The following is a 26,651-nucleotide window of genomic DNA, read 5'->3' on the forward strand; positions in this document are numbered from 1 at the left end:
GCCGCAAAGCGCCTGAGACGTGTCCGGGCCCGCGTGACGGACCCGTCATACACAGCGTGTATGCTTTGATCCGCAGCTAGTCGTTTGGACAGGCGCGCCGGGCGCCTGGCATGCATTGCGACGATCGGCCTCAGGCGACTCGCGCCACGATCGACGCCTGCATGGCCCGTGCATGACTCTTGTTTCCCAAAAAGGAGAAAAACGATGTTCAAAAACAAATGGTTGGCCGGAACGATGCTGGCCGGGTTGCTCGCGGTATCGGGCGCGGCGCAGGCCGCAGGCGTGTCTTTCGTGCAACCGGCGGACGGCGCGACCGTCACCAATCCGGTGCACGTGGTGTTCGGTGTCGACGGCATGAAGATCGCGCCAGCCGGCACGATGACGGAAGGCACGGGCCATCATCATCTGCTGGTCGACGGCAAGCCGCTTCCCAAGGGCGAAGTGATTCCCGCCACCGACAAATCGCTCCACTTCGGCAAAGGCCAGACCGAAACCGATCTGACGCTGCCGCCGGGCGACCATACGCTGACGCTGCAATTCGGCGACGGCGCGCATCGTTCGTATGGGCCGGAGATGAGCAAAACCATCACGGTGCACGTGAAGTAACGTGACAGGTGAGGCGGTTGGACGAGCGCGAGCGCCGTCCGGCCGTATTTTTCTGTTTTATCTCCTGGCTTGCGCAGGGCTTGAACGCAGTCGGATCCGGTCTGCATAGGGCTTGCGTACGATTCCTCCCCATTTTGCAAGCCGGTCATTCGGCCTATCTCTTCCGGCATACAGGCACCTGCCCGCGCGCCCGGTACAATGAGCAGTTCCGACTCATCGCTGTCTTCTCCAATTCTCCATGTCGCTTTACACCATTACCGGGGCCCAACTGGCGTTCGGTCACGTCGCGTTGCTCGATCACGCGGATTTCTCTCTCGAAGCGGGCGAGCGCGTTGGGCTGATCGGCCGTAACGGCGCGGGCAAGTCGTCGCTGCTGAAAATCGTCGCCGATCTGACCAAGCCGGACGACGGCCTCGTCACGCGCCAACAGGGCCTGACGTCGGTCTATGTGCCGCAAGAGCCGGAGTTCGATACGGACGACACGGTGTTCGAAGCGGTCGCCGCCGGCCTGACCCACGCCCGCGAGTTGCTGGATCAATACGACGCGGTCGCCAATCAGCTCGCAGACGAGCCGGAAGGCCCGGAGCACGACGCGCTGATGTCGCGCATGAACACGCTGCAGTCGGCGCTTGACCATTCGGACGCCTGGAACTGGAGCACGCGCGTGGCCACCACGCTGCAGCAGATCGGTCTGAATGGCGAGGCGCGAGTCGGTTCGCTGTCGGGCGGGATGCAAAAGCGCGTCGCGCTGGCGCGCGCGCTGGTTGTGCAGCCGGACGTGTTGCTGCTCGATGAGCCGACCAACCACCTCGACTTTGACGGCATCCGCTGGCTCGAGGAACTGCTGGTCTCGTTGCGCGCGGGCCTGCTCTTCATTACTCACGATCGCGCGTTTCTCGATCGTGTCGCCACGCGCATCGTCGAACTGGATCGCGGGCGTCTGCTGTCGTATCCGGGCAATTTCAGCGCCTATCAGACCAGGAAGGCGCAGCAGCTTGAAGTCGAGCAAGTGGAAGCGGCCAAGTTCGACAAGCTGCTTGCCCAGGAAGAAGTGTGGATTCGCAAGGGCGTGGAAGCGCGCCGTACGCGCAGCGTCGGCCGGATCGCGCGACTTGTGCAGATGCGCAATGAACGCGCCGAGCGCCGCAACGTGCAGGGCAACGTCAAGCTCGACGTGGGCCAAGGTGAGAAGTCCGGCAAGATCGTTGCCGAACTGACCGACGTCACCAAACGCTACGGTTCGCGTACGGTGGTCGATACCTTCACGGCCACGGTCATGCGCGGCGACAAGATCGGCTTCGTCGGTCCGAACGGTGCGGGCAAGACCACGTTGCTGAAGATGATCCTCGGCGAGTTGCCGCCGGACGAAGGCACGGTGCGCATCGGCACCAATCTGCAGGTCGCGTACTTCGACCAGATGCGCGCGCAGCTCGATCTGGACAAGAGCCTGGCCGATACGATCAGCCCGGGTAGCGAGTGGGTCGAAGTCAACGGCCAGAAGAAGCACGTGATGAGCTATCTCGGTGACTTCCTGTTCGCGCCGGAACGCGCGCGGTCGCCGGTCAAGTCGCTGTCGGGCGGCGAGCGCAATCGCCTGCTGCTGGCGCGTCTGTTCGCGCGGCCGGCCAACGTGCTGGTGCTCGACGAACCGACCAACGACCTCGACATCCCGACGCTCGAACTGCTCGAAGAGCTACTCACCGAATACGACGGCACCGTGCTGCTGGTCAGCCACGATCGCGCGTTTCTGGATAACGTCGCGACTTCGGTGATCGCTTCGGAAGGCGCTGGCAAGTGGCGCGAGTACGTCGGCGGCTTTACCGACTGGCAGATTCAGCGCGACCGCTCGCAGCAGATGGCGCAGGAAGCGCAGAAAGAGGCAGCCAAGGAAGTGGCGTCGAAGGACGCTGGCGTGCCGGCTGGCCGCAATACGCAGCGCGCCGCGAAGATGTCGTTCAAGGAACAGCGCGAGCTCGAAGCGCTGCCGGCGCAGATCGCTGCACTGGAAGCGGAGCAGAAAACCATCGGCGCCCAACTCGAAGACGGTTCGGTCTTCGCGAAAGACGCTCAGGAAGGCACGCGCCTGACCGAGCGCTACGCCGCGATCGACGAGGAACTGCTGATTGCACTGGAACGCTGGGACGAGCTGGAAAACAAGCGGAAGTGATGTGCGGGGACGGCGTGATCCGAGGTTGCGCCGAATTCATGCGGGGGGCGTGGCTGCGCAGCGGGCCCATCGTAATTTTCACGGTCCCGTAGTGGTCTCATCGCGGTCGCATAGTTGGCCGAAGCCGTGCGTCGCCCCTTATCCAAACGGCCAATCCAGCACCACGTGAATTGCCGCCCGTATCGAAATCAGTAAAATACCCCGCGAACAGGCTTCCCCCGGCGTTCGCACCGGCTGGCCGTTGCCGGGCTGTGGAGCCCGCATCGAGCCGCCGTCGAGCGCGCCCATGGGAAGCCACGCGATAAAACACGTTGCCCGCACTGCGGGCACCCCACCTAACCCCGTTGTTTCGTTTCGCTTTTTTTGAAAACTCAACGCATTGTCCACGGACCTGCCCACAGGACCTGTGGACAACGATGAACCGACGCACCCGAGTCAACCATGTCTACGAAAAAGCCAAACGCCGCGTATAGCGAAGCGTCGATCAAGGTGTTGAAGGGCCTGGAGCCGGTCAAGCAACGGCCCGGGATGTACACCCGCACCGAAAATCCGCTGCACATCATTCAGGAAGTTATCGACAACGCGTCGGACGAGGCCCTTGGCGGCCACGGCCGGCAAATCACGGTCACGCTGCATACGGACCATTCGGTCTCGGTCGAAGACGACGGCCGTGGCATTCCGTTCGGCCTGCATCCGGAAGAAGGCGTGCCGGTAGTCGAAATCGTTTTCACGCGCCTGCACGCGGGCGGCAAGTTCGATAAAGCCGCCGGCGGCGCCTACACGTTCTCGGGCGGCCTGCACGGCGTCGGCGTGTCGGTCACCAACGCGCTGTCCACCCGCCTCGACGTCACCGTGTGGCGCGACGGCAAAATCGCCGAATTGGGCTTTGCCAATGGCGACGTTGCGAAGCAACTCGAAGTGCGACCTGCAACAAAGGCAGACAAGAAGTCCGGCACGCGCGTTACCGCATGGGCCAATCCGAAGTACTTCGATTCGCCGAACCTGCCGCTCGGCGAATTGCAGCGTCTACTGCGCTCGAAAGCGGTGCTGTTGCCGGGCGTCGAAGTTACGCTCATCAACGAGAAGACCGGCGAAACGCAAACCTGGAAATACGAAGACGGTCTGCGCGGCTATCTGCTCGAAGGCATGAACGGCAGCGATCTGCTGATCCCGCTGTTCGAAGGCGAGCGCTATGTCGAAAACTCGCGTGCGAGCGAAGAGACGTTTGCCGAAGGTGAGGGCGCGGCGTGGGTCGTCGCGTGGAGCGAAGAAGGCACGCTGATGCGCGAGTCGTACGTCAATCTGATTCCGACGCCTGCGGGCGGCACGCACGAATCCGGTTTGCGTGACGGTCTGTTCCAGGCGGTGAAGAGCTTTGTCGAGTTGCATAACCTGCAGCCGAAGGGCGTGAAGCTGCTGGCGGAAGACGTGTTTGCGCGCGTGTCGTTCGTGCTGTCGGCAAAGGTGCTCGATCCGCAATTCCAAGGGCAGATCAAGGAGCGCCTGAATAGCCGTGATGCGGTGAAGCTGGTGTCGTCGTTCTCGCGGCCGGCTTTGGAGCTGTGGCTGAACCAGCACGTCGAGCTCGGCAAGAAGCTCGCGGACCTCGTCATCAAACAGGCCCAGGCGCGTACGCGTGCCGGCCAGAAGGTCGAGAAGCGCAAGAGCTCGGGCGTGGCCGTGCTGCCGGGCAAGCTGACCGATTGCGAATCGACGGAAATCGGCCGCAACGAACTGTTCCTCGTGGAGGGTGACTCGGCGGGTGGCTCGGCGAAGATGGGCCGCGACAAGGAATACCAGGCGATCCTGCCGCTGCGCGGCAAGGTGCTGAACACGTGGGAAACCGAGCGCGACCGCCTGTTCGCCAACAACGAAGTGCACGACATTTCGGTGGCGATTGGCGTCGATCCGCATAGCCCGGACGACAAGGTCGATCTGTCGAATCTGCGTTACGGCAAGATCTGCATCTTGTCGGACGCTGACGTCGACGGTTCGCACATCCAGGTGTTGCTGCTCACGCTGTTCTTCAAGCATTTCCCGCAACTGATCGAACGCGGGCATGTGTGCGTGGCGCGTCCGCCGCTGTTCCGGGTCGATGCCCCCGCGCGCGGCAAGAAGCCGGCGCAGAAGCTCTATGCACTCGACGAAGGCGAACTCGAAGCGATCCTCGACAAGCTGCGCAAAGACGGCGTACGCGACACGCAGTGGTCCATCAGCCGTTTCAAAGGCTTGGGCGAAATGAGCGCGGAGCAGTTGTGGGATACCACGATGAACCCCGACACGCGGCGCCTGACGCCGGTGGCACTCGGCGAACTCGACTATGACGCGACGGTCGCGCGTATGACGATGCTGATGGGCAAGGGCGAAGCGGCGTCGCGGCGCAGTTGGCTGGAAGAAAAGGGCAACGAAGTAGAAGCGGATATCTGAGCGAGCGTTCTTAACAACGCCCTGCCTTCGCACAAAACTTCACGCCAAACACGGATACGGAATCTAGATGGACGACGATAACACTCTCGACCTTTTCACGGAGCCGCCGCCCCCGGAAGGCGACTTCCTGACGCTCGGCAACTACGCGGAACGCCAGTACCTCGACTACGCGGTGAGCGTGGTCAAGGGGCGCGCGCTGCCTGACGTATGCGACGGCCAGAAACCGGTGCAGCGCCGCATCCTGTTCGCCATGAACGACATGGGCCTCGGCGACAACGCGAAGCCCGTCAAGTCGGCGCGCGTGGTCGGCGACGTGCTGGGTAAGTACCACCCGCACGGCGACCAGTCGGCGTACGACGCACTGGTGCGTCTCGCGCAAGACTTTTCGATGCGCTACCCGCTGATCGACGGCCAGGGCAACTTCGGTTCGCGCGACGGCGACGGCGCAGCGGCCATGCGCTACACCGAAGCGCGCCTGACGCCGATCGCGAAGCTGTTGCTCGACGAGATCGACCAGGGCACGGTCGACTTCATGAAGAACTACGACGGCGAATTCGAAGAGCCGAGGCTGTTGCCCGCGCGCTTGCCGTTCGTGTTGCTGAACGGGGCATCCGGCATTGCGGTGGGTCTCGCCACGGAAATCCCATCGCACAATCTGCGCGAAGTCGCAGCGGCGGCGGTGGCGATGATCCGTAATCCGAAGATCGAGCACGCCGAGTTGATGCAACACATCGCCGGGCCGGACTTCCCGGGCGGCGGCCAGATCATTTCGAGCGACGCCGAGATTTCCGCGGCCTACGAAAGTGGCCGCGGCAGCCTGAAGGTGCGCGCCCGCTGGAAGATCGAGGAGCTCGCGCGCGGCCAGTGGCAGCTCGTGATCACCGAATTGCCGCCGAACACGGCCGCGCAGAAGGTGCTCGAAGAAATCGAAGAGCAGACCAACCCGAAGATCAAGCTCGGCAAGAAGGCGCTCACGCCTGAACAGTTGCAAACCAAGCAGACCATGCTCGCGCTGCTCGACGCCGTGCGCGACGAGTCGGGCCGGGACTCGCCGGTGCGTCTCGTGTTCGAGCCGAAGTCGAGCCGCATTGATCAAACCGAGTTCGTCAATTCGCTGCTCGCGCATACGAGCCTCGAGTCGAACGCGTCGCTCAATATGGTGATGGTGGGTGGCGATGGCCGGCCGCGTCAGAAGGGCTTGAGCGAAATCATCCATGAGTGGATCGCGTTCCGCTTCGCGACGGTCACGCGCCGCACGCGTCATCGTTTGAGCAAGGTCGACGACCGGATTCATATTCTCGAAGGCCGGATGATCGTCTTTTTGAATATCGACGAAGTCATCCGCATCATCCGCGAATCGGATGAGCCGAAGGTCGCGTTGATGGCCGCATTCGGCTTGTCGGACCGGCAGACCGAAGATATTCTCGAAATCCGCTTGCGTCAGTTGGCACGGCTCGAGAAGATCAAGATCGAGAAGGAACTGTCCGAACTGCGCGACGAGAAGGCCAAGCTCGAAGAACTGCTCGGCAGCGAATCCGCGATGAAGCGTTTGCTCATCAAGGAAATCGAAGGCGACGCGAAGCAATACGGCGACGAGCGCCGCACGCTGATCCAGCAGGAAAAGCGCGCGACGTTCGAAGCGCGCGTGGTCGACGAGCCGGTGACCGTGGTGGTGTCGCAGAAGGGCTGGGTCCGCGCGCTGAAGGGCTACGGCCTGGATGTGGCCGGCTTTACGTTCAAGGCTGGCGACGGGCTCTACGCGGCGTTCCAGTGCCGCACGCCGGATACGCTGGTTGCGTGGGGCAGCAATGGCCGCGTCTATTCGGTGGCGGTTGCGATGCTGCCGGGCGGGCGGGGCGATGGCGTGCCGGTCACGTCGCTGATCGAACTCGAATCGGGCAGCCACCTGATGCATTACTACGCGGCGTCCGCGGATCAGGCATTGCTGCTTGCGTCGAGCAACGGCTTCGGCTTTGTCGCCAAGGTCGGCGATATGGTGAGCCGCGTGAAGGCGGGCAAGTCGTTCATGACGATCGACGCGGGTGCCGCGCCGCTCGCGCCGATGCCGATGTTGCCGGATGCGACGCACATCGCATGTCTGTCTTCGGGTGGACGCCTGCTGGTGTTCGGCCTCGACGAAATGAAGACACTCTCGGGTGGCGGACGCGGTGTTACGCTGATGGCGCTCGACGACAACGAAACGCTGGTGCAGGCGCTGTCCATCAACAAGGCGGGCGTGGTGTTGATCGGCACGCGTCGCGGTGGCCGTGTCGACGAAGAGAAGCTGAGCGGCGCCACGCTCACGCCGCATATCGGCAAGCGGGCGCGCAAGGGGCGCACGCCTGAGAGCAAGATGAAGCTCGACGGTATGCGTCCGGTACTCGCTGCGTAATCGTAGCTAGTAGTTGGCAGGTGGTAGATAGAAGTAGGTAGAGCAAGGCATGAACGAGGCGTGTGCTTTAAAGCGCAAACAGCAACAACGCGCACCTTGAAGCACACGCCGCGCGCAGCAAAAATCCGGGGTGCAGCGCCGTCGCGGTATCGGACGTGCTGCAATAACAACTACAAAGAATGTTAAGACGCTGCCAGTACATGGAACTGCACGCATAGCGCGCGGTCGAATGCGCTCAATAGCCGCTACCAATATCACTCGTCATAAGCGGTGTGGCGTCATCGGGAGAGGAAAACAAAATGAACAAGGCTGTCGAACTCGCACTCTTTTTGCATCTGCTCGCAGTCGCCGTGTGGGTGGGTGGGATGGTGTTCGCGCATTTCTGTCTGCGCCCGGCCATTGCCGATCTTTCGCCGCAACTGCGCTTGCCTTTGTGGGAATCGGTGTTCGGCCGCTTCTTCAACTGGGTCGCCGCAGCCGTGCTGGTGATTCTCCTCACTGGCGGCTTCCTGCTGATGCAATTCGGCGGTGGTCACGCCACGTGGCCGTTGCATGCCATGGCTGGCCTCGGCATCGTGATGATGCTGATCTTCGGGCACATTCGTTTTGCCGTGTTCCCGCGCATTCGCCGTGCGGTGCAGGCGCAGAAGTGGCCGGATGGCGCGCAGGCGGTCGGTACGATCCGGCGTCTCGTGCTGGTGAACATCGTGCTGGGTGTGGTGACGATCGGTGTGGCGGTGTTGTCGCGCGGGTTCTGACGCGCCCGCCTACTGCATGGCGCCGTAGGCAAGCCACAACCCAAACACGACCGCCACGGTCCCGTACACCACATACACCGGCACCTTGAGCTTTGCGAAGCACATGCCGGAGAACAGCGCCGTCACCAGATACACGGGTTGGAACGGCACATGCACTGCGATGCGCAGCACGGCCACCGCCAGAAACGCGGTGGTGACCGCGCGCAAGATCCGCATGCCGTGCTCGAAACGCGGATTGGCCTTCAACTGATGCAGATGCCGTTGCGCCAGCACGACGAGGCAGCCCGATGGCACAAAAAGCGCGAGCGTAGCAATCAGCGCGCCCACCCAGCCATCCACCAGATATCCGAAGAACGGCACCACATTCAACAGCGGTCCGGGCGACAACGGGGAGAGCGAAAACGCCAAGGTGAAGTCGTTATCCGACACGCCGATCGCCGGCGTGACGAACAATGTCTTAAGTACCGGCAACGCCGAGAAGCCGCCACCGAACAAGGTCATGCCCGCACCGGCCAGCCGCGGCCATAGCAGTGCCAGTTCATAGCGATGCGGCAACGGCAGGGCGAACAACACCAGCAACACGCTCAATGCGGCCAGCATGTGCCAGTCGCCTCGACCGATCGACACCACGATGCGAGAATTGCGAACCGGGCTGACCAGCCAACCGGTGCCGAAGGCTGCGCCGAGCATCACCACATAGGCCGCGGGACTGCGTGCATAGAAGAGCGCCACGCAACCGATCCCCGCCGCGATCCATTCGAGTTTGCCGCGCACCAGCGCGCGCGTCTGTTTGTACCAGGTGATCGCGATCAGCGTGGCCAGCACCACGCTGAAGTGATTGAGCAAGGTTTGGGAAGCGGCGGCGTGCACGAGCGGCGTGCGATAGAAGATCGCGAATAGCGTCATCAGCACGAAAAAGGGCAGCACGCTTGCAACGCCCGCCACCCAGGCGCCGGCGCGTCCCCGCAGCGCATGTCCCAGTTGCACGGCGACATTGCAGCCCACCGGCCCAGGCACCATCCAGGCGAGCGCGATCAGATCGGAAAACGCCACGCGCGAGAGCCGACCCTCGCGTTCCACGTAGTGGTTTTCGAGTTGCGCCATCAGCGCGAGACCGCCCCACGACAGCGCCGACAGGCCGAACACGACCCGGAACAGCGTCCATAGCGGTTCCCGTTTTCCTCGCCTGGCGGCATTCTGGCTCGTGATCGACTGCATGGCGACGCGGGCCCCCGCACGCGGGCGGCCCGCCCTCTGAGATCATCGTTTTGTGTGTATTGGCGCGGCCAGCAGACAGCATCGCGCTGTGACGCAGTACAGCGTGAATGTAGCCGGTTTTGCGATGCAGCGGTTGGATAAGCGCGGGAGGTGCCGCACCTACGCTTATAGGCTGCATACGGCGCGCTTGTGCGTGACACGCGCGCCACCGCCGGGCAGCATTCAGCTATTGGTGCTCGTGCTCGTGCTGGTGCTGGACACGCTGCGAGTGCTGTCGACATCATGCACAGCGCGGTGACCCTTCATGCCGCATACGCCGAAGCGTTCGAGCAGCGCCGGAATCGCTTCGACCGGCACCGGACGCGAGAACAGGAAACCCTGCGCCTCGATATGGCCGAGCGCGGCGAGCCACGCAATCTGCTCTTCGGTCTCAGTGCCTTCGACCACCACCGTGAGTCCGAGCGAACGCGCCAGATTGACGATCGCGGTGACCATCACGCAGACACTACGGTCACCGGGAATCGCCTGGACGAACGAACGGTCCACCTTCAGCGTGTCGACCGAGAAGCGGTTCAGGTAGGACAGCGACGAATAGCCTGTGCCGAAGTCGTCGAGCGCGATGCGCACGCCGAGGCGCTTCAACGCGAAGATTTTCTCCGACACGAGTTCGGGATATTCCATCATCGCCGTCTCGGTGATTTCGAGTTCGAGGCGGCGCGCGGAGATGCCGCTTTCCTCGATCGCGTGCGAGATGGTTTCGTACAGATCGCCGCGCCAGAACTGCACCGCGGAGATGTTCACCGCGAGCGAGAGCGTGTCGTAGCCCTGTTGCTGCCACAACGCCAGTTGACGGCACGCGGTCTCGATCACGAAGTCGCCGATGGGCACGATCAACCCGGTCGATTCGGCGACCGGAATGAATTCGTTGGCCGGAATCAAACCGTGTTGCGGATGGTTCCAGCGCACCAGTGCTTCGAAACCGGTGATACAGCGGCGCGTCAGATCGATCTTCGGCTGATAGGCGAGGAACAACTGGCCTTCGGTGAGCGCGACGCGCAACTGCTGTTCCCACTTCATCAAATGGTCCGCGCGATGCGACAACTGCGGCGAATAGAACTGATAGCAGTTCTTGCCCGCGTCCTTCGCGCTGTACATCGCGAGGTCGGCTTTTTTCAGAAGGTCGATCTCGCTCTCGTTGGCGACCGAGTAGAGCGCGATGCCGATGCTCGCGTGCAGCACGAACGAACTGCCGCGCACTTCGAAAGGTTTGGCGAACGCTTCGGCTGCCGCTTCGGCGAGTGTGACGGCGCGCTTCTCGACGTCGTCGCCCTTGATCACCACGACGAACTCGTCACCGCCGATGCGACTCAAGGCGCCGCCGTCGCCGACCGCGGTGGCGAGGCGCGAGGCCGTCATTTGCAGCACGATGTCGCCGGCGTTGTGGCCTAGCGTGTCGTTGACGGTCTTGAAGTTGTCCAGGTCGATGAAGAGAATCGCGAGGCGCCCGAGATTGGAATGCTGCGCCATGTCGTGCCGCAATGTTTGCAGCGTCGCATAGCGATTGCGCAAACCGGTCAGCAGATCGTACTCGACCAGATGCGTCATCTCGCGCTCGCGCCCGAGCAGCTTGCCGATCAAACCGGTGGCCACTGCGAAGAAGCTCAGCATCGCGAGCGAGATGAAGCCCGCCATCAGGAGGTAGACGTTGCGCGTGTGGTTGTAATCGGTGAATTCCTCGGCTTGCGACAGGCCCACCAGCACGCCGAGCGGATAGCCGTCGATATGCCGGTACGAGACGATACGCGTGATGTTGTCGATGGAATCGACGTAGGTGCCTGACACATGCTCCGAGGTCGGGTACGAGCCGCTCGCCGAGAATGAGCCGCTGGCGGTGTCGACGCTACCGGTGCGGCGCGCCAACACCGTGCCGTTGTCCGAGATCACCGCGATCACGCCTTCGCGGCCAATGGCCGCGTTGTTGTAGAAGTCGCTGGTGAAATAGCTCGGATCTTCGGAGACCACCACGACGCCCGCGAACGAGCCGTCGGGATGATTCAGACGCCGCGTCATCTGCAAGGTCCAGTGGCGGGATACGCGGCCGAGCACCGGCTTGCTGATATACAACTGGTCGTCGTTTTCGTGTTCGTGGACCTTGAAGTGTTCGCGGTCCGACAGATCGATGCGTTTGGGATTGGGTTCGGCCGTGTTGGCGATCAGCGTGCCGTGCTCGTCGATCAGCGACACCTGCACCAGCGTCTCGCTTTGCACCACGCCTTTTTCCACCGTGCTGGCGAGATCAAAATGATTCGGCGTTTTTTCGAACTCGTATTTGACGAAGCGGGTGATCTGGTCGACCTGGTGAATCGCCTTGACCGTGTGCTGCTCCAGCGCCGCGGAGAGAATCGCGGCAGAGGCCATCGCCTCGCGATTCGTGGCTTCTTTCTCAACCGACAGGCGCGCGAAGATCACGGCCCAAAGCAGGATCAGCACCAGCACGCCGAGCGCCGGAATGGCGAGCAAGGCACGGCGGCGCGACACAGCAGGGTCGCGGCGGGGTTTGGCTTCGCGCTGGTCGGAGAAGCGGAACTGGCTCATCGGGCGGCCCGTTCCCTGGTGCCGGCCGGTTGCAACTGCGCGAGCATTGACTGCGCTAATTTCATGGGTGGCTGCATGGTGACCAAGGTGCCGGGACTGCTGCGCAGGGGAAGGGAGCGTGGCGTCGTGCCTGACCATCCGCAGGTCATCGGGTACGTTTCGATATTACTTAATGCCACTGGATTAAGGAAGGGTCCGCGCATCGGGTATACGCGGGCGCAACAGGCCGTCTTGGCCGGCTGAATTCGCAGCCGGCGCAGCCAGCCTTGGGGCTGCGGCCTGGCACTTGTTTTCGAATATTTCATCGGGATATGGAATTCAGGTGTGCCAAGCCTCTCGTCATGCATGGCGCATTAATCGCGCAAACGGTGCGGCATTCTGTTGTTAAGCGTGGCCTGAAGCGGCGAAACACGGCCGGCGTTCAGCGGCAGGCCGGCGCGCGTCAACCTGCAATCGAGCGCTGCGCCGTTCATGGCAACCGGAACGTGCCGTCGACGATCGTCACCGACGGCCCACCGATCCACGTTTTACCGGCTGCATCGTCGTAGTGCACCGAAACGTTGCCGGCACGGCCCAGCACGGTGCCCTGGCGGGCCGTGTAGTGCGAGCCGGGCCGCAACTCTGCAAGCGGATTGCCTTTGAACGGCACCGACGTGAACACGTCGACTTGTTTGAAACGAACGGTGTGGGCGGTCATCGGGCGCAGTCCGGCGAATCCAGCAGATTGATGGGCTTCGCGGATTCTACCTGGTGGCAAAGGAACGATCTACCTCACCACAAATGCAAAACGCGCCGCAGGTGACAGACACCTCGCGACGCGTTCAGTACGCTTGGAACGACCGGCCGGGCGAACCGGCGGCCGAACCTGTTGGCGATTGTTATTCGACTTCGGCGATCATCTCGATCTCGACGCATGCGCCGAGCGGAATCTGCGCCACGCCGAACGCCGAACGCGCATGTTTACCGCGCTCGCCGAACACGTCCGCGATCAGTTCGGAGGCGCCGTTGGTCACCAGATGCTGCTCGGTAAACTCGAGCGTCGAGTTGACGAGGCTCATCAGCTTGACGATGCGCGTGACGCGGTTCAGGTCGCCCACATGCGTATGCAGCGTGGCGAGCAGGTCGATCGCGATGGACCGCGCGGCGGCCTTGCCTTCTTCGGTGGTGAGGGTGGCGCCGAGCTTGCCGGCCCACACCTTGCCGTCTTTCTTCGCGATGTGACCCGACAGGTACACCGTGTTGCCGCTTTGCGCGCTCATCACATAGGCGGCTGCCGGAGCGCCTGCGCTCGGCAGTTCGATGCCCAGTTCCTTAAGCTTGTCGTACACATTTGATTGAGCCATGGTGTGTCCTTAGTCAGTAGTTGAGTTCGGTGGCGCGGGTTGGTCGAGACGGCTTAGACCTTCGCGCGGATCAGCGCCGCGAGACGCGACACGCCTTCGTCGATCTTGGCCGGCGGCACCGTGACGAACGACAGGCGCAGCGTATTGTGCTGCGCTTCGCTCGCAAAGAACGGACCGCCCGGCACGAACGCGACATTCTGCGCGACGGCTTCTTCGAGCAGCTTCATGCTGTCGATCTGCGCGGGCAGATTCACCCACACGAACATGCCGCCTTCCGGACGGTTCCAGCTTACGCCTTCCGGCATGTAGCGTTCGAGCGAGGCGAGCATCGCCGCGCATTGATCGCGATACAGTTCGCGAATGGTCGGCACGTGCGTGTCGAGGAAGCCGTCCTTGATTACTTCGTACACGATGCGTTGCGTGAAGCTCGGCGTGTGCAGATCGGTGGCTTGCTTGGCCTGCACGAGCTTGAAGATCAACTCTTCGGGCGCAATGATGTAGCCGACCCGCAGGCCCGGCGCCAGCACTTTCGAGAACGAGCCGAGATGGACGATGTGATCCGGCGCCATCGACAGCATGGTGGGCAGCGGTTCACCCGCGTAGTCGAGCGCGCCGTAGGGATCGTCTTCGATTACCGGGAACGGTGCGGTCTTCGCGAACGCGGCCAATGCACGACGGCGTTCGACCGGCAGGCGGCGGCCCGTCGGATTCTGGAAGTTGGGTTGTGCGTACAGGAGGCGTGCGCCGGCCGTCAGCTCGGATGTGAGCGCTTCGGGAATCAGGCCTTGCTCGTCGGTCGGCACCTGCACGTAGCGCGGCTCGTACATCGAGAAGGATTGCAGCGCGCCGAGGTAAGTCGGCGTTTCGACCAGCACGGGGCTGTCCGGGCACACCAGCACTTTGCCGAGCAGGTCGAGCGCTTGCTGCGAGCCGGTCGTGATCAGTACCTGCGAAGGACGAATCTGCGCGCCGTTCACCGAATAGCGCTGCGCGATCCATTCACGCAGCGGCAGATAGCCTTCGGTCGCGCTGTACTGCAACGCCGCGGCGGGCGCGTCGCGCAGAATGCGGTCGGATGCTTCGCGCATGCGCTCGGCCGGGAAGGTCGCCGGCGAGGGCAGGCCGCCCGCGAACGAAATGACTTCGGGCCGTTCCGTGACCTTCAGGATCTCGCGGATCGCCGAGCTCGTGAGCTTGCGTGCGCGTTCGGACAGTTGCCACGTGGGGGCTTTCAAGTCGCTTTGGTCCATGGTCTCCTCTGCTGGTATCTCTGGAACCGGTCAAAACTTCGATTATCGCGCGAGTTGACGACCCGCGCGCGCTGCTTATTTAAGGGTCCGTAGACCCTCGGGTGTTTCAAACTCGGCGACAAGTGCCGGCGCGCCTTCCGTGGGCTCGAGTGCGATCAGGTGCGCCGCACCCAGCCAGTGCAATTGCGCAGCGATCGTGTCGGCCTGCGGATGGGCTGCTTTCAAAGCTTTCAGCGCGATGTCCGTTTCCGGCAGGACCGCCGACGGGTGCCGCGGCGTGTCCCACTGGATCAGCGACGGCAATACCCCGTCGCCGGCGCCTTGCCACGCGGGGAAGGCGCCATCGTCAGGCACCGACAGACCCCAGGTGAAATCGCCGCGCGTCATCGGTACGATCGGTGCAATGCGCTGGGGATACTGCGTTTGCCATGCCGCGAGTTGCTTTGGCCGGTCGACTCGGGCAACCCAGTGCGACAGGTACGGGCCCTTTTCGAGCCGCGCTTGCGTCGCCGGGTCGTCGAGGGCGAACAGGCGGGCACGAGGCGCGGCGCCATCCGCTGGTTCTGCCGCCTGCGGGTCGACCGCAATCACTTCCAGATACACGCCGCCCCACAGATTCAGCAGACGATTGTGCGTGCGCATCAGCGGATGCGCGCCACCGCCGGCCGGAGCGACGCCGAGCGTGTCGGCAACGTACTGCGTGCCCTCGTCGAGGGTACGGGCGGAAATCACGAGGTGATCGAGACGGAGCGAATGGGCAGTCATGGCGGATCAGGAAAACGGTTTCTGCGGTAAGCCGGAACGCGCGCCGGGTGCGGCAGCAGCGTTGCCGGGGTCGTAAGCATAACCGTTTGCCGGGGCGGCGGGCCAGGCGGATGGCGTTTGGGCGGGGTGCCCGAACTCGCTCGTGAGCGGCGGAATGCAACCCGGGCCGCCTCATCATCCGATGCTTATCTTAAATGTAGCCTTGAATGTAGCGGCGGCGACCGGCACAGTAACGGTACAATCGACTCGATACCGTTCGGTACAGTTGGAGCCCGTCATGTCCGTCCCGCTTACCCAGATTCCCACGCCTCACGATACGACGTCGCTGACGCTGGTCGAGCAACTCGTCCAGTGGGCGCGCCGCCGCATCGAGGAGCGCGTGTTTCGTCCCGGCATGCGCATGCCGTCGATCCGCAAGCTGGCGCTGGACAAGGGCGTATCGCGCTTCACCGTGGTCGAGGCGTATGAGCGGCTGGTGGCGCAGGGCTACCTGGAGTCGCGGCGCGGTTCTGGCTTCTTTGTGCGCGAACGATTGGGCGCTACGCCGACGGCCGAGATCCGCACGATCGCCGCAGCGGCGCCCGCGCCGGCCACGATCGATGTCGTCTGGCTGCTGCGCAACATGCTGCATACCGGCGCACGTCCCGAGCGCAGTCCAGGCCTCGGCTACTTGCCGGGCCGCTGGCTCGACGGCGATCTGATTACCAACGCGCTGCGCACGCTAGGCCGGCAAAGCGGCGCGCAGATGCTCGGCATCGGTACGCCACAGGGCTTTTTGCCGCTCCGCCAGCAGTTGCAGACGCGGCTGGAGGAGCTGGAAATCGGTGCTTCGCCGGATCAGATCGTGATGGTCTCCGGCATCACCCAGGCGATCGACCTGATTTCGCGGATTTACGTGAAGCCGGGCGATGCGGTGATCGTCGGCGATCCGGCCTGGTTTCAGATGTTCGGGCGCTTCGCGTCGCAGGGCGCGCGGCTGGTCGGCATGCCGTACACGCCCGATGGGCCGGACCTCGACGCGCTCGAGTCGCTGGTCGAGACCTGGCGGCCGAAAATGCTGGTGATCAATTCGGTGCTGCAGAACCCCACCGGCACCTCGCTCACGGCCGCGCAGGCATTCCGCATTCTGCGTCTGGCCGAAGCGTACGATTTCATCGTCGTCGAAGACGATATTTATGGTGATCTGTGCCCGCCGAGCTATCCTGGCACGCGTCTCGCAAGCCTCGACCAGTTGAAGCGCGTGATCTACCTGGGCAGCTTTTCGAAGACGCTCGCGCCCAATCTGCGCGTGGGTTTTATCGCCTGCGCGCCCGAAGTGGCCACGGCCGTCAGCGATCAGAAAATGCTGGTCGGCATGACGAGCCCCGAACTGAACGAGCGCGTGCTCTACAAGATTCTCACTGAGGGCCATTACCGCCGGCACGTCGAGCGGCTGCGCGCGCGGCTCGACGGCGTGCGCGAAAAATCCGTGCGGATGCTCGAGAAGACCGGTATGAAGCTGTTTCTGACGCCCGCGGCGGGCATGTTCCTGTGGGCCGACACGGGCGTCGATGCGAGCGCGCTCGCGGCCGCCGGCCACGAAGAAGGCTTTCTGCTGACGCCGGGTAGCCTGTTTTCTCCGCAGCAATCGCCCACCACGTGGATGCGCTTCAATATCGCCAACTGCGGCGATCCGGAGCTGTCGACGTTCCTGTGCCGCTATCTCGACAGCATCGCCCGGCGCGCCTCTTGAAACCGCGCCGGCTTGCCCCAACTTAGCGGCGACACGGCGATCCGGCCATCCGGCCATCCGGCGGCACGGTCCCGGCGGCCAAAGAGAGGCCCAAGCGGGCCCCAAGCGGCTCGCGGCCGTGCGCCACGCCTGACTAGAACCCCATTCGTAACAGAGAGGAAGTCCGACCATGGCACAAGAAACCATGAGCTTTCAGGCAGAAGTTAAACAACTTCTGCACCTGATGATCCATTCGCTGTACAGCAACAAGGAAATCTTTCTGCGCGAGCTGATTTCGAACGCGTCCGACGCGGCCGACAAGCTGCGCTTTGAAGCGATCGAAAATAGCGGACTGTACGAAAACGATCCGAATCTGCGGATTCGCGTCTCGTACGACAAGACCGCACGCACCGTCACCATCGACGACAACGGCATCGGGATGAGCCGCGACGAGACGATCTCGCATCTCGGCACGATCGCGCGCTCGGGCACCAAGGAATTCTTCGGCAAGCTCTCCGGCGACCAGCAGAAAGATGCGGCGCTGATCGGCCAGTTTGGCGTGGGCTTTTACTCGGGCTTCATCGTCGCGGACAAGATCACGGTCGAAACGCGCCGTGCCGGTTTGCCGGCCTCGGAAGGCGTGCGCTGGGAAAGCGCAGGCGAGGGCGATTTCGCGGTCGAGCAGATCGAACGCGCCGCGCGCGGCACGACCATCACGCTGCATCTGCGCGCCGATGAAGACGAGCTGCTGTCGTTGCATCGTCTGAAGTCGATCATCCAGAAGTACTCGGACCACGTCGCGCTGCCCATCGTGATGGCGAAGGAAGAGTGGGACGCTGAAAAGAGCGAGATGGTCACGAAGGACGAAGACGAGACCGTCAACCAGGCGAGCGCGCTGTGGACCCGTTCGAAGAACGACATCACGGAAGAACAGTACAAGCAGTTTTACCAGCATCTCTCGCACGATCATCAGGATCCGCTGACGTGGACGCATAATCGCGTTGAAGGCCGCAGCGAATACACGCAACTGCTGTACGTGCCGACGCATGCACCGTTCGACATGTTCAACCGTGATCATCGCGCCGGTCTGAAGCTGTACGTGAAACGTGTATTCATCATGGACGACGCAGAACAACTGCTGCCGGGCTATCTGCGTTTCGTGAAGGGCGTGGTCGATTCGGCTGATCTGCCGTTGAACGTGTCGCGCGAAATTCTGCAGGAAAGCCGCGACGTGAAGGCGATCCGCGAAGGCGTGACCAAGCGTTCGCTGTCGATGCTCGAAGAATTGGCGAACGCCGAAAACGACGCTGATAAGGAAAAGTACGCCGGCTTCTGGAAGGAATTCGGTCAGGTGCTGAAGGAAGGCATCGGCGAAGATTTCGCCAATCGCGAGCGTATTGCGAAGCTGGTGCGTTTCGCGTCGACGCATACGGAATCGCCGGAACAAAATGTCTCGCTCGCCGATTACGTCGCGCGGATGAAGCCCGAGCAAACGAAGATCTACTACGTGACCGCCGACACCTGGCAGGCCGCGACCCACAGCCCGCATCTCGAAGTGTTCCGCAAGAAGGGCGTGGAAGTGCTGCTGCTGACCGATCGCGTCGATGAATGGATGCTGTCGTTCCTGAATGAATTCGACGGCAAGCCGCTGCAAAGCGTCGCGCGCGGCGATCTCGATCTGGGCGCGCTGAATGACGAAGAAAAGCAGGCGCAGGAGAAGGTCGGCGAAGAGTTCAAGCCGCTCGTCGACAAGATGAAAGAAGCGTTGAAGGACAAGGCCAAGGACGTGCGTTTGACGTTCCGTCTGACCGATTCGCCGTCCTGCCTCGTGGCCGACGATGGCGAAATGAGCGGCTATCTGCAACGTATGCTGAAGGCGGCGGGTCAGGAAGCGCCGTCGTTCCACCCGATTCTCGAAGTGAATCCGGAGCATGCACTGGTGAAGGGCTTGCATGCGGACAGCGCGAATTTCGACGACTGGTGTCATCTGTTGTTCGATCAGGCGCTGCTTGCTGAAGGCGGTGCGCTGGAAGATCCTGCCAGCTTCGTGAAGCGTACCAACGCGTTGTTGCTGGCGCGTGCTGGTTGAGTTTTCGAGTTTGAATTGAGTCTGGACCGGCGTCGTTTTGACGCTTGTGATCGAAAAATGCGCTGCCTTGGCAGCGCATTTTTTTTGCCCTCCTTTAACCAATCAAACCCATTCAACGCGCTAAATCGAGATTGATTTGTGAGATGTGAAAACGTGGTTCTGTCTTATGCTTGCGCGATCGAAATTTGGATGCTTAAGGGACTATTTGCAGTCTCCCGGCCGTTCACGCATCCGATCTCATTTCTGCAATTGCGCATTGACGCGCCGCGATAACTTTCTGTATTCCCATGTCCGATTCCGCACTACCAACCCCCGCCGATCCCGTGCATCTCCTGTGGTCGATCTTGCGCGAGCAAGGTTTCGACGCTGCTGAGCGACGGGCCCTCGAACTCATTGCAGAGGGTGTCACGCCGCAATTGCACGCGGACCTGTGCGCGAGCGCAGGGCGTTTTGAAGCGGCGTACCACAGTGCATCGCAACCGCAGATGCAGTCGGCAACGAACGGCGCGCGTTACGCCCGGTTAGCCCTGTTCGCCGACGCACTCGGCCGCGCTGACGCCGCGCAGCGCAACAGCGAGTTGGCGGTAAGCGCCCAGCCGTCGGCAGCGACGCTCGAATGGATCGTCTGGTTGATCGATCGCTGTGGCGCGCATTCGGCGGCGGCACACATGTTGCGCGCGTACGAGCAACACGAACCACAGGATGCCCGCGCCCCTTGGTGGTTGGCGATTGCGCTTGCGACGTCGCCGGATGCAAGCGCGCGAGCCGAGCGTCGCGCGGCGCTGTTGCGGGCCTATGTGCTCGATCCGGCGATCCACCCCGCGTTGCCGTTGCAGCTCGTGCTGGCTTTCCGCGAGATCCGCGATTGGCCCACGGTGGAACGTGTTTGTCGTGAGGTGCTGACACGCCATCCTGCGGATGCAGAAATCGCCTGGCAACTGAGCCATGCGCAATGGCAGTGCAACGACGCCGCCGCGGCCGAGGCAACCATGCGGGCCGTCGATGCCGCCGCCCCCGACAATGCCCACGTGCTGGGCGCGATCGGTATGTATCTGGCCGAGCAGGCGCGTTTTGCAGAAAGCGAAACGGCGTTGCACGCAGCGCTCACGCTCGACCCGTCGGCATCGCAGGCGGCCGTCGATCTGGCCGATCTGAAGTTGCGGCGCGGCGACTGGTCGAGCGCATGGCCACACTTCGCGGCGCGTCTGACACGCGACGATCGAGAGTCGAACAACGTCGTGACGGTGATGGAACGGCTGTGTCCGCGCTGGCAGGGTCAATCGCTGGGCGGCAAGACCTTGATCGTGCACAGCGAACAGGGCAACGGCGACGATATTCAGATGGTGCGCTTTGTGCACGAACTGGCGGCGCGCGTACACGACGAGGGCGGTCGGCTGGTGCTCGCAGTGCGCCGGGCGTTACAGCCGCTGTTTGCGCGCTTTTACGCGGATTGGGTGTCTATCGAGGACGGGCCGCTCGGCAAGCCGGACTTCGGGCTGCCGATCATGAGCGTGCCGTCGGTGCTTGAGTTGCAGCCTGACCATGTGCGCGGCGGTGCCTATCTAACTGCCGATGCAAGTCGCGTGGCGGCATGGCGCGAGCGGATCAGCGCGTGGAGTGGGGAGGCGGCGCGATTGCATATCGGCCTCGTTTGGTCGGGCAGCCCGACGCATCGCCGCGACGCGAAGCGGTCGATTCCGCTTGCGACGCTGGCTCCCGTGCTCGCGCTACCCAATATCGTGTTCCATCCGCTGACGCCGGCCCGTGACGCCGATGTGGCGACGCTGAGCGGAGAGGGCTATCGCGTTTGCGATCTGACTGCGCACTATCAGGCCGGTTTCGACGACGTGGCCGCGCACGTGAGCGCGCTCGATGCCGTGCTTACCATCGACAGTGCACCTTTGCATCTGGGCGGTGCGCTGGGGCGCCCGGTGCTGGCGATGCTCGATCACGTGTCGCACTGGTGTTGGGGCAATGAAGAGACGCAACCGTGGTACGACTCTGTTGATCTGTTTCGCCAACCGCGGCCGGGCGCGTGGGAGCCGGTGGTCGAGCGCGTGGCGGCCCAATTGCGGGCAATGTTAAGCGCGCAGTAGTTGTTCGCGCGAATCGCGCGGAACCTGGAAAACCGCGTCCGAAAGAACAAGAGCGCACACGTAGAAACGCCCGCATGACGCGGGCGTTTTTTTCGAACCTCACATCAGATGACGAACACCTACTTCTGCCCCATCAGCGTATCCATCGTTTCGCCGCGCACCACGATCTCGGTGCGCCGGTTCAGCGCGCGCCCTTCGACTGTATCGTTGCTGGCGACTGGGTTGTTGTACGCGTAGCCCTTCGTCCTGATCCGGTCCAGTACCACGCCGCGCGCCACGAGTGCATAACCTACCGCAGTGGCGCGCGATTCGGAAAGCTGCTGGTTATAGTCGAGCGTGCCGACATTGTCGGTGTAACCCTCGACCAGTATCGGCTTCTTGCTGCGCTTGAGCAGAACGGCTGAACGATTGATGACCGCCGCTGCATCACCACGCACCTCTGATTTACCGAACTCGAACAGCGCGGCTTCGGGCAGCTTGACTGAGACACCATTGGCAACCGGCGTCACCTCGATGCCGACAGCCTTATTCAACGATGTTTCCTTGTCGCGGTTCAGCGGCGCGGCGCAACCCGCCATCAGCACGACAGACATTGCGCATGCAGAAGCGCCCAGGAACGTTTTCATGTTTCTTATCTCCTTCAATATCCGATCACATGGCACGCCCTTCGATCGCGGGCGGACCGTCGACTTGTTAAAGCACGAAGGTTGTATCGCGCGTCGCTGGACCAGGAGAATCGGAACTGTCTGAAATCGATACGCTGATTGAGGCGGTTCTGCCGGGCATGGTGATCGACTGACATTCCCGACAGGACGGCAGGTGAGGGACTCACGATCCTCTGACAACTGCGCCGTTATAATCCGACACCATGCCTATCCGTTTCGATGCCGCCGACGCCCACTGGCGCGTCGCGCCCTTACCCGGTTTTAGCGCCGCCCAGAAAGACTGGTTGACCCGCGGTGGATCGCTGACCGCGCATCTGCGCACGCTCGGCGCGGTTGCGGTGCGCGTGACGCGCGAAGCCGTCGCGCTGCCGTGGGCCGACGAGCACGCCGCGCTCGGCCTCGCGCCGCGTGCGCCGGTGTGGGTTCGGGAGGTGGTGTTGTCGGTCGACGGCGTGCCGTTTGTCGCGGCGCATAGCGTCGCGCCGCTGGCCGCGAGCGTCGGCGTATGGCAGGCCACGCGAAGCTTGCGCACGCGGCCGCTCGCCGAGTTGCTGTACAGCGATAGCAGTGTCGCGCGATCGTCGCTGGTGAGCCGCAGGCTGACGGCGCGTCATCCGTTGTACCGGTTGGCCGCGATTGAGATCGGTGGCGTGAGGCCGCATACGCTGGTTGCGCGTCGCTCGGTGTTCGAGCGCCACGGCGCGCCCTTGATGGTCACCGAGTGCATGTTGCCGGCGCTATGGGCGCGTCTGGCGTCTTCGGCCAGCACACCGTCTGCGTATTCAGCCTCCCCCCACGTTCACGCGCCGCAGCGTACTCATGTGCGTGAACATGGCCGGCCGCTCGAGCATACGGCGTCGCGCGCTCATGGTGCGCCGCGTGCGGAGCAAGAACACCTTTCCGAACGGGATGCAAATGAATCCGGGCACGCGCCGACATCGGACCGTAAGGAAAAGCGCTGATGCTCCGCGGCTTTCCTCCCGTCGTTGCGGCGGATACACACACGCTGATTCTCGGCAGCTTTCCTGGCGAAGCGTCGCTGGCCGCTACACAGTATTACGCGCATCCGCGCAACCAGTTCTGGCGTTTGCTCGGCACGGTGCTCGACGAACCGCTTCCCGAACTCGCCTATGAAGAACGGCTACCGCGTTTGCTATCGCACGGCATCGGCGTGTGGGACGTGCTCGCCGCCTGCGAGCGCGAAGGCAGTCTCGACGCCGCGATCCGCAATGCCAACCCCAACGATTTTGCAACGCTCCGCGCCCACGCGCCGTTGTTGAAGAAAGTCTGCTTCAACGGCAAGACGGCGGGCCGCTTTGCGCCGGTGATCGGCGAAGCGGGCTACGCCACCCTCGTATTGCCTTCGTCGAGTCCGGCGAATGCTATGCTCTCGTTCGACCAAAAATTGCGTCTCTGGCGCGACATCCTTACATGACGAAATTGATCAGGCGCGCCTCGGCTGAAGCCCGTGCTTTCCGCAACAAAGACGCTGACGCAGGCGACACCACGCTGAACAAACAGAAAGCAGTGCGCAATAAAAAGCGCGCGCTGCATGACGATGACCTGCACGACGCGCCGCAAATCGAAGCGCCGCGCAAGCCGCGTTTCGCACCGGTTACGTTCTCGGAAGAGGGCGGCGTGCGCTTCCTGCACTTCGGCACGGAATGGGTGCAAGGCGCAATGCGTCTGCGTAAGCCGGATCACATCGAACTCGAATACGCGCAGCAGATGATGGCCTGGTTGCTGTTCATCGAAACGCCCAAGCGAATCGTCCAGCTCGGTCTCGGCGCCGCCGCACTGACCAAATTTGCCCACCGGTTTCTGAAGCGCGCCAAAGTCGAAGCGGTCGAATTGAACCCGGCCGTGGTCGTGGCCGCGCGCACGATGTTCGAACTGCCGCACGACGACGTCCGTCTGACCGTGCACGAAATGGACGCGTGGGACTTCGTCAACGACCGCGCCAACCACGGCACGATCGGCGCGTTGCAGATCGACGTCTACGATGCCACCGCGCGTGGCCCGGTGCTCGACAGCGTCGGCTTCTACCGCGCGGTGCGCGCGTGCCTGACCGAGGCGGGCGTGGTGACGGTGAACCTGTTTGGGGACCATCCGAGCTTCGTGCGCAACATGAAGCGCCTGAACGAAGCTTTCGACGGCCGCGTGGTCGCGCTGCCGGAAGTGCATGACGGCAACCGCATCGCCATCGCGTTCTCGGGCCCGGCGCTCGACGTGCCGTTCACGACGCTGCAAGCGCGTGCGAAGCTGATCGAAGCGGAACTCGGCTTGCCGGCGCGCAAGTGGATCAAGGGTCTGCAGGAATCGACCGGACAGAACGGCAGTTCGTTCTCGATCTGATGTGAGAATGGGTCGGGCCGCTTGAGGCCGCTTGAGGCTGGTTCGACCCAGGCTTCCCGTTGCGCTGGTACGACGGTTTCCCAACCGCTTCTCCAGTACATTGCACGGCCGGTTCGATTCCGTGGATACCCAGCACGCATGTCGACGATCGGCGACCCAGCCCCCGCGTCAAGCCGCCTCGCGCCCACCCCTCATCTCTGCTAAACCGCCGCCCGGCGCGTCCCAGCGGCACATTTGCGCCTCGGGTCGTCCCTGCTTGACCGGACGTTCTCGGCTCCTATACTCTTTCGAAGCTTTCGGGGTACCCGTGGCCTACCTGCGACGGGACATCCACCACCCGTCCACACACGGGCCAACATTTCAATAATAGGGAAGAGGAGACGTCATGGCTCACGACGCCGACGCGAACAAGGCCAGCAAGCACTGGCTCTGGTTGCTGCTGTTGCCCTGGATCGCAATGATCTGGGTGCCGTCATATAACAAGGTCGAACCGCAACTGTTCGATTTTCCGTTCTTCTACTGGTACCAACTGCTGTGGGTGTTGATCAGCGCGATCATCACGGCGCTCGTGTACTTCAAGACCAAGACCCGCTCGACGGGCAGCTCGCAAGGGGGCGCACAACAATGAACGCCACCGCAACTTTCGTCTTCGTCCTGTTTTTTATTGGCGTCACCATTCTCGGCTTTGTCGCGGCCCACTGGCGCAAGGGCGACCTGGCCCATCTGGAAGAGTGGGGCCTCGGCGGCCGGCGCTTCGGCACCATCGTCACGTGGTTCCTGCTGGGCGGCGACCTGTACACCGCTTACACCTTCATCGCCGTGCCGGCCCTGGTGTTCGGTGCGGGCGCAACGGGTTTCTTCGCGCTGCCGTACACGATCCTGATCTATCCGTTCGCGTTCGTCGTGTTCCCGAAACTGTGGAGCATCGCCAAACGTCAGGGTTATGTGACATCGGCCGACTTCGTCTCGGCTCGCTATGGCAGCCGCATGTTGGCACTGGCGATCGCCGTGACCGGCATTGTCGCGACGATGCCGTACATCGCGCTGCAACTGGTCGGTATCGAAGTGGTGATCGGCGCGCTGGGTTTCGACACCAAGGGCTTCGTCGGCGATCTGCCGCTGATCATCGCGTTCGCGATTCTGGCGGCTTACACGTACACGTCGGGCCTGCGCGCGCCGGCCATGATCGCGGTCGTCAAGGACGTGCTGATCTATGTCGTGATCTTTGCCGCGGTCATCGTGATTCCGCCGCAACTGGGCGGCTTCGGTCATATCTTCAGCGTGGTGCCGCCGGCCAAGCTGCTGCTGAAGGCACCGGACGTGTCGAGCCTGAACGGCTACAGCGCGTACGCGACGCTTGCGGTGGGCTCGGCGCTCGCGCTGTTCCTGTATCCGCACTCGATCACCGCGGTGCTGTCGTCGAAGTCGGGTAACACGATCCGCCGCAACATGGCGATGCTGCCGGCCTACTCGCTGGTGCTCGGTCTGCTCGCGCTGCTGGGCTTCATGGCTCTGGCTTCGGGCGTGAAGGACATGCCGGAATTCGCGCCGTACTTCAAGGCGTTCGGCCCGAACTTCGCGGTGCCGGCGCTGTTCCTGCACTTCTTCCCGTCGTGGTTCGTCGGCGTGGCCTTCGCGGCGATCGGTATCGGCGCGCTGGTGCCGGCGGCAATCATGTCGATTGCGGCAGCGAACCTGTACACGCGCAACATCCACAAGGAGTTCGTGAACCGCAATATGTCGCATGAGCAGGAGACCAACGTCGCGAAGTTGGTGTCGCTGATCGTCAAGGTCGGCGCCGTCGCGTTCATTCTCGGTCTGCCGCTCACGTACGCGATTCAGCTGCAACTGCTGGGCGGCATCTGGATCATCCAGACACTGCCGGCGATCGTGCTGGGTCTCTACACGCGTGTGCTCGACTACCGCGGCCTCCTGATCGGCTGGGCGGTCGGCATCGCAACCGGCACGTGGATGGCGATTTCGCTGAAGCTGGCGAGTTCGATCTTCACGATTCACCTGTTCGGCATGGCGATTCCGGGCTACGCGGCGGTGTGGTCGCTGATCGTCAACCTGGTGGTGTCGGTCGTGGTGAGCCTGCTGGTGCGCATGTTCGGCATGCAGCGCGCCGAGGACCGTACCCGTCCGGAAGATTATCTGGACGTGGTCGAAGGCTAAGTCAGCCGTTCCATCTCGCCGGAAAAGCAACGCCCGCAG

Annotated in this window: 19 protein-coding genes and 1 pseudogene; 13 read left to right on the forward strand and 7 right to left on the reverse strand. The window is 62.8% G+C overall.

Annotation, left to right across the window (positions count from 1 at the left end; all coding sequences use genetic code 11):
• The first annotated feature begins 204 nt into the window (after positions 1–204).
• From M0D67_RS18905 to M0D67_RS18925, 5 genes are all read left to right on the forward strand, one after another.
• A complete protein-coding gene (locus M0D67_RS18905; protein ID WP_266239381.1) occupies positions 205–606 on the forward strand; it encodes a DUF4399 domain-containing protein in 402 nt (133 codons plus the stop codon).
• Between the two features lie 238 nt (positions 607–844).
• On the forward strand, positions 845–2,773 hold the full coding sequence (locus tag M0D67_RS18910) for an ATP-binding cassette domain-containing protein (protein WP_154558979.1): 1,929 nt from the start codon (positions 845–847) through the stop codon (positions 2,771–2,773).
• A 441-nt stretch (positions 2,774–3,214) separates the two neighbouring features.
• Positions 3,215–5,200: a DNA topoisomerase IV subunit B gene (locus tag M0D67_RS18915; RefSeq protein WP_154558981.1), complete on the forward strand. Its 1,986-nt coding sequence runs from the start codon at positions 3,215–3,217 to the stop codon at positions 5,198–5,200.
• A gap of 67 nt (positions 5,201–5,267) precedes the next feature.
• On the forward strand, positions 5,268–7,592 hold the full coding sequence (parC, locus tag M0D67_RS18920) for a DNA topoisomerase IV subunit A (protein ID WP_154558982.1): 2,325 nt from the start codon (positions 5,268–5,270) through the stop codon (positions 7,590–7,592).
• Between the two features lie 299 nt (positions 7,593–7,891).
• Positions 7,892–8,350: a CopD family protein gene (locus M0D67_RS18925; RefSeq protein ID WP_028196844.1), complete on the forward strand. Its 459-nt coding sequence runs from the start codon at positions 7,892–7,894 to the stop codon at positions 8,348–8,350.
• Between the two features lie 9 nt (positions 8,351–8,359).
• Here M0D67_RS18925 and M0D67_RS18930 read toward each other — a convergent pair whose 3' ends face one another.
• The 6 genes and pseudogenes from M0D67_RS18930 to M0D67_RS18955 all read right to left on the reverse strand — a co-directional run bounded on the left by M0D67_RS18930 (position 8,360) and on the right by M0D67_RS18955 (position 15,521).
• A complete protein-coding gene (locus M0D67_RS18930) occupies positions 8,360–9,568 on the reverse strand; it encodes a chromate transporter (RefSeq protein WP_154558983.1) in 1,209 nt (402 codons plus the stop codon).
• Positions 9,569–9,790: 222 nt separating this feature from the next.
• Positions 9,791–12,163 carry an EAL domain-containing protein gene (locus M0D67_RS18935; RefSeq protein ID WP_266239382.1) on the reverse strand — a complete coding sequence of 791 codons (2,373 nt, stop codon included), beginning with the start codon at positions 12,161–12,163 and terminating at the stop codon, positions 9,791–9,793.
• A gap of 469 nt (positions 12,164–12,632) precedes the next feature.
• Positions 12,633–12,779 (reverse strand): annotated as a pseudogene (locus tag M0D67_RS18940) (PhzF family phenazine biosynthesis protein); the annotation flags it as partial.
• 262 nt (positions 12,780–13,041) lie between these two features.
• A complete protein-coding gene (locus M0D67_RS18945; protein ID WP_154558985.1) occupies positions 13,042–13,506 on the reverse strand; it encodes a RidA family protein in 465 nt (154 codons plus the stop codon).
• 53 nt (positions 13,507–13,559) lie between these two features.
• Entirely contained in the window at positions 13,560–14,756 is a 1,197-nt protein-coding gene (locus M0D67_RS18950; protein ID WP_154558986.1) for a PLP-dependent aminotransferase family protein, read from the reverse strand.
• 75 nt (positions 14,757–14,831) lie between these two features.
• On the reverse strand, positions 14,832–15,521 hold the full coding sequence (locus tag M0D67_RS18955) for a VOC family protein (protein WP_154558987.1): 690 nt from the start codon (positions 15,519–15,521) through the stop codon (positions 14,832–14,834).
• Positions 15,522–15,798: 277 nt separating this feature from the next.
• Between M0D67_RS18955 and M0D67_RS18960 the strand changes: the two genes are divergently transcribed.
• The 3 genes from M0D67_RS18960 to M0D67_RS18970 all read left to right on the forward strand — a co-directional run bounded on the left by M0D67_RS18960 (position 15,799) and on the right by M0D67_RS18970 (position 21,417).
• Positions 15,799–17,253, forward strand: a complete 1,455-nt coding sequence (locus M0D67_RS18960) for a PLP-dependent aminotransferase family protein (RefSeq protein WP_154558988.1) — start codon at positions 15,799–15,801, stop codon at positions 17,251–17,253.
• Positions 17,254–17,422: 169 nt separating this feature from the next.
• Positions 17,423–19,321: a molecular chaperone HtpG gene (htpG, locus tag M0D67_RS18965; RefSeq protein WP_266239383.1), complete on the forward strand. Its 1,899-nt coding sequence runs from the start codon at positions 17,423–17,425 to the stop codon at positions 19,319–19,321.
• A 287-nt stretch (positions 19,322–19,608) separates the two neighbouring features.
• Entirely contained in the window at positions 19,609–21,417 is a 1,809-nt protein-coding gene (locus M0D67_RS18970) for a tetratricopeptide repeat protein (protein ID WP_266239384.1), read from the forward strand.
• A gap of 119 nt (positions 21,418–21,536) precedes the next feature.
• Here the strand turns inward: M0D67_RS18970 and M0D67_RS18975 are convergent, their stop codons facing one another.
• Complete coding sequence (locus tag M0D67_RS18975; protein ID WP_266239385.1) at positions 21,537–22,043, reverse strand: OmpA family protein; 507 nt, start codon at positions 22,041–22,043, stop codon at positions 21,537–21,539.
• Between the two features lie 242 nt (positions 22,044–22,285).
• Between M0D67_RS18975 and M0D67_RS18980 the strand changes: the two genes are divergently transcribed.
• From M0D67_RS18980 to mctP, 5 genes are all read left to right on the forward strand, one after another.
• A complete protein-coding gene (locus M0D67_RS18980; protein ID WP_266239386.1) occupies positions 22,286–23,044 on the forward strand; it encodes a chorismate lyase in 759 nt (252 codons plus the stop codon).
• Positions 23,044–23,517, forward strand: coding sequence for a DNA-deoxyinosine glycosylase (locus M0D67_RS18985; protein WP_266239387.1), 474 nt, complete (start codon positions 23,044–23,046; stop codon positions 23,515–23,517). The genes M0D67_RS18980 and M0D67_RS18985 overlap by 1 nt, the downstream gene beginning before the upstream one ends.
• Entirely contained in the window at positions 23,514–24,437 is a 924-nt protein-coding gene (locus M0D67_RS18990) for a spermidine synthase (protein WP_266239388.1), read from the forward strand. The genes M0D67_RS18985 and M0D67_RS18990 overlap by 4 nt, the downstream gene beginning before the upstream one ends.
• A gap of 385 nt (positions 24,438–24,822) precedes the next feature.
• Entirely contained in the window at positions 24,823–25,065 is a 243-nt protein-coding gene (locus M0D67_RS18995; protein ID WP_154558995.1) for a DUF3311 domain-containing protein, read from the forward strand.
• Positions 25,062–26,612, forward strand: coding sequence for a monocarboxylate uptake permease MctP (gene mctP, locus M0D67_RS19000; RefSeq protein WP_154558996.1), 1,551 nt, complete (start codon positions 25,062–25,064; stop codon positions 26,610–26,612). Before M0D67_RS18995 ends, mctP begins: the two co-directional genes overlap by 4 nt.
• Positions 26,613–26,651 lie beyond the last annotated feature (39 nt).

The sequence above is a fragment of the Paraburkholderia sp. SECH4 genome (assembly GCF_030511745.1).
Classification (GTDB): domain Bacteria; phylum Pseudomonadota; class Gammaproteobacteria; order Burkholderiales; family Burkholderiaceae; genus Paraburkholderia; species Paraburkholderia madseniana.

Excerpts from the sequence above, each read along its gene's own strand:
- M0D67_RS18915 (WP_154558981.1), top strand. The coding sequence starts at position 3,215 with ATGTCTACGAAAAAGCCAAACGCCGCGTATAGCGAAGCGTCGATCAAG.
- M0D67_RS18970 (WP_266239384.1), top strand. The coding sequence starts at position 19,609 with ATGTCCGATTCCGCACTACCAACCCCCGCCGATCCCGTGCATCTCCTG.
- M0D67_RS18985 (WP_266239387.1), top strand. The coding sequence starts at position 23,044 with ATGCTCCGCGGCTTTCCTCCCGTCGTTGCGGCGGATACACACACGCTG.
- M0D67_RS18995 (WP_154558995.1), top strand. The coding sequence starts at position 24,823 with ATGGCTCACGACGCCGACGCGAACAAGGCCAGCAAGCACTGGCTCTGG.
- parC (WP_154558982.1), top strand. The coding sequence starts at position 5,268 with ATGGACGACGATAACACTCTCGACCTTTTCACGGAGCCGCCGCCCCCG.
- M0D67_RS18990 (WP_266239388.1), top strand. The coding sequence starts at position 23,514 with ATGACGAAATTGATCAGGCGCGCCTCGGCTGAAGCCCGTGCTTTCCGC.
- htpG (WP_266239383.1), top strand. The coding sequence starts at position 17,423 with ATGGCACAAGAAACCATGAGCTTTCAGGCAGAAGTTAAACAACTTCTG.
- M0D67_RS18945 (WP_154558985.1), bottom strand. The coding sequence starts at position 13,506 with ATGGCTCAATCAAATGTGTACGACAAGCTTAAGGAACTGGGCATCGAA.
- M0D67_RS18960 (WP_154558988.1), top strand. The coding sequence starts at position 15,799 with ATGTCCGTCCCGCTTACCCAGATTCCCACGCCTCACGATACGACGTCG.
- M0D67_RS18935 (WP_266239382.1), bottom strand. The coding sequence starts at position 12,163 with ATGAGCCAGTTCCGCTTCTCCGACCAGCGCGAAGCCAAACCCCGCCGC.
- M0D67_RS18930 (WP_154558983.1), bottom strand. The coding sequence starts at position 9,568 with ATGCAGTCGATCACGAGCCAGAATGCCGCCAGGCGAGGAAAACGGGAA.
- M0D67_RS18910 (WP_154558979.1), top strand. The coding sequence starts at position 845 with ATGTCGCTTTACACCATTACCGGGGCCCAACTGGCGTTCGGTCACGTC.
- M0D67_RS18925 (WP_028196844.1), top strand. The coding sequence starts at position 7,892 with ATGAACAAGGCTGTCGAACTCGCACTCTTTTTGCATCTGCTCGCAGTC.
- M0D67_RS18980 (WP_266239386.1), top strand. The coding sequence starts at position 22,286 with ATGCCTATCCGTTTCGATGCCGCCGACGCCCACTGGCGCGTCGCGCCC.
- M0D67_RS18975 (WP_266239385.1), bottom strand. The coding sequence starts at position 22,043 with ATGAAAACGTTCCTGGGCGCTTCTGCATGCGCAATGTCTGTCGTGCTG.
- M0D67_RS18955 (WP_154558987.1), bottom strand. The coding sequence starts at position 15,521 with ATGACTGCCCATTCGCTCCGTCTCGATCACCTCGTGATTTCCGCCCGT.
- M0D67_RS18950 (WP_154558986.1), bottom strand. The coding sequence starts at position 14,756 with ATGGACCAAAGCGACTTGAAAGCCCCCACGTGGCAACTGTCCGAACGC.
- mctP (WP_154558996.1), top strand. The coding sequence starts at position 25,062 with ATGAACGCCACCGCAACTTTCGTCTTCGTCCTGTTTTTTATTGGCGTC.
- M0D67_RS18905 (WP_266239381.1), top strand. The coding sequence starts at position 205 with ATGTTCAAAAACAAATGGTTGGCCGGAACGATGCTGGCCGGGTTGCTC.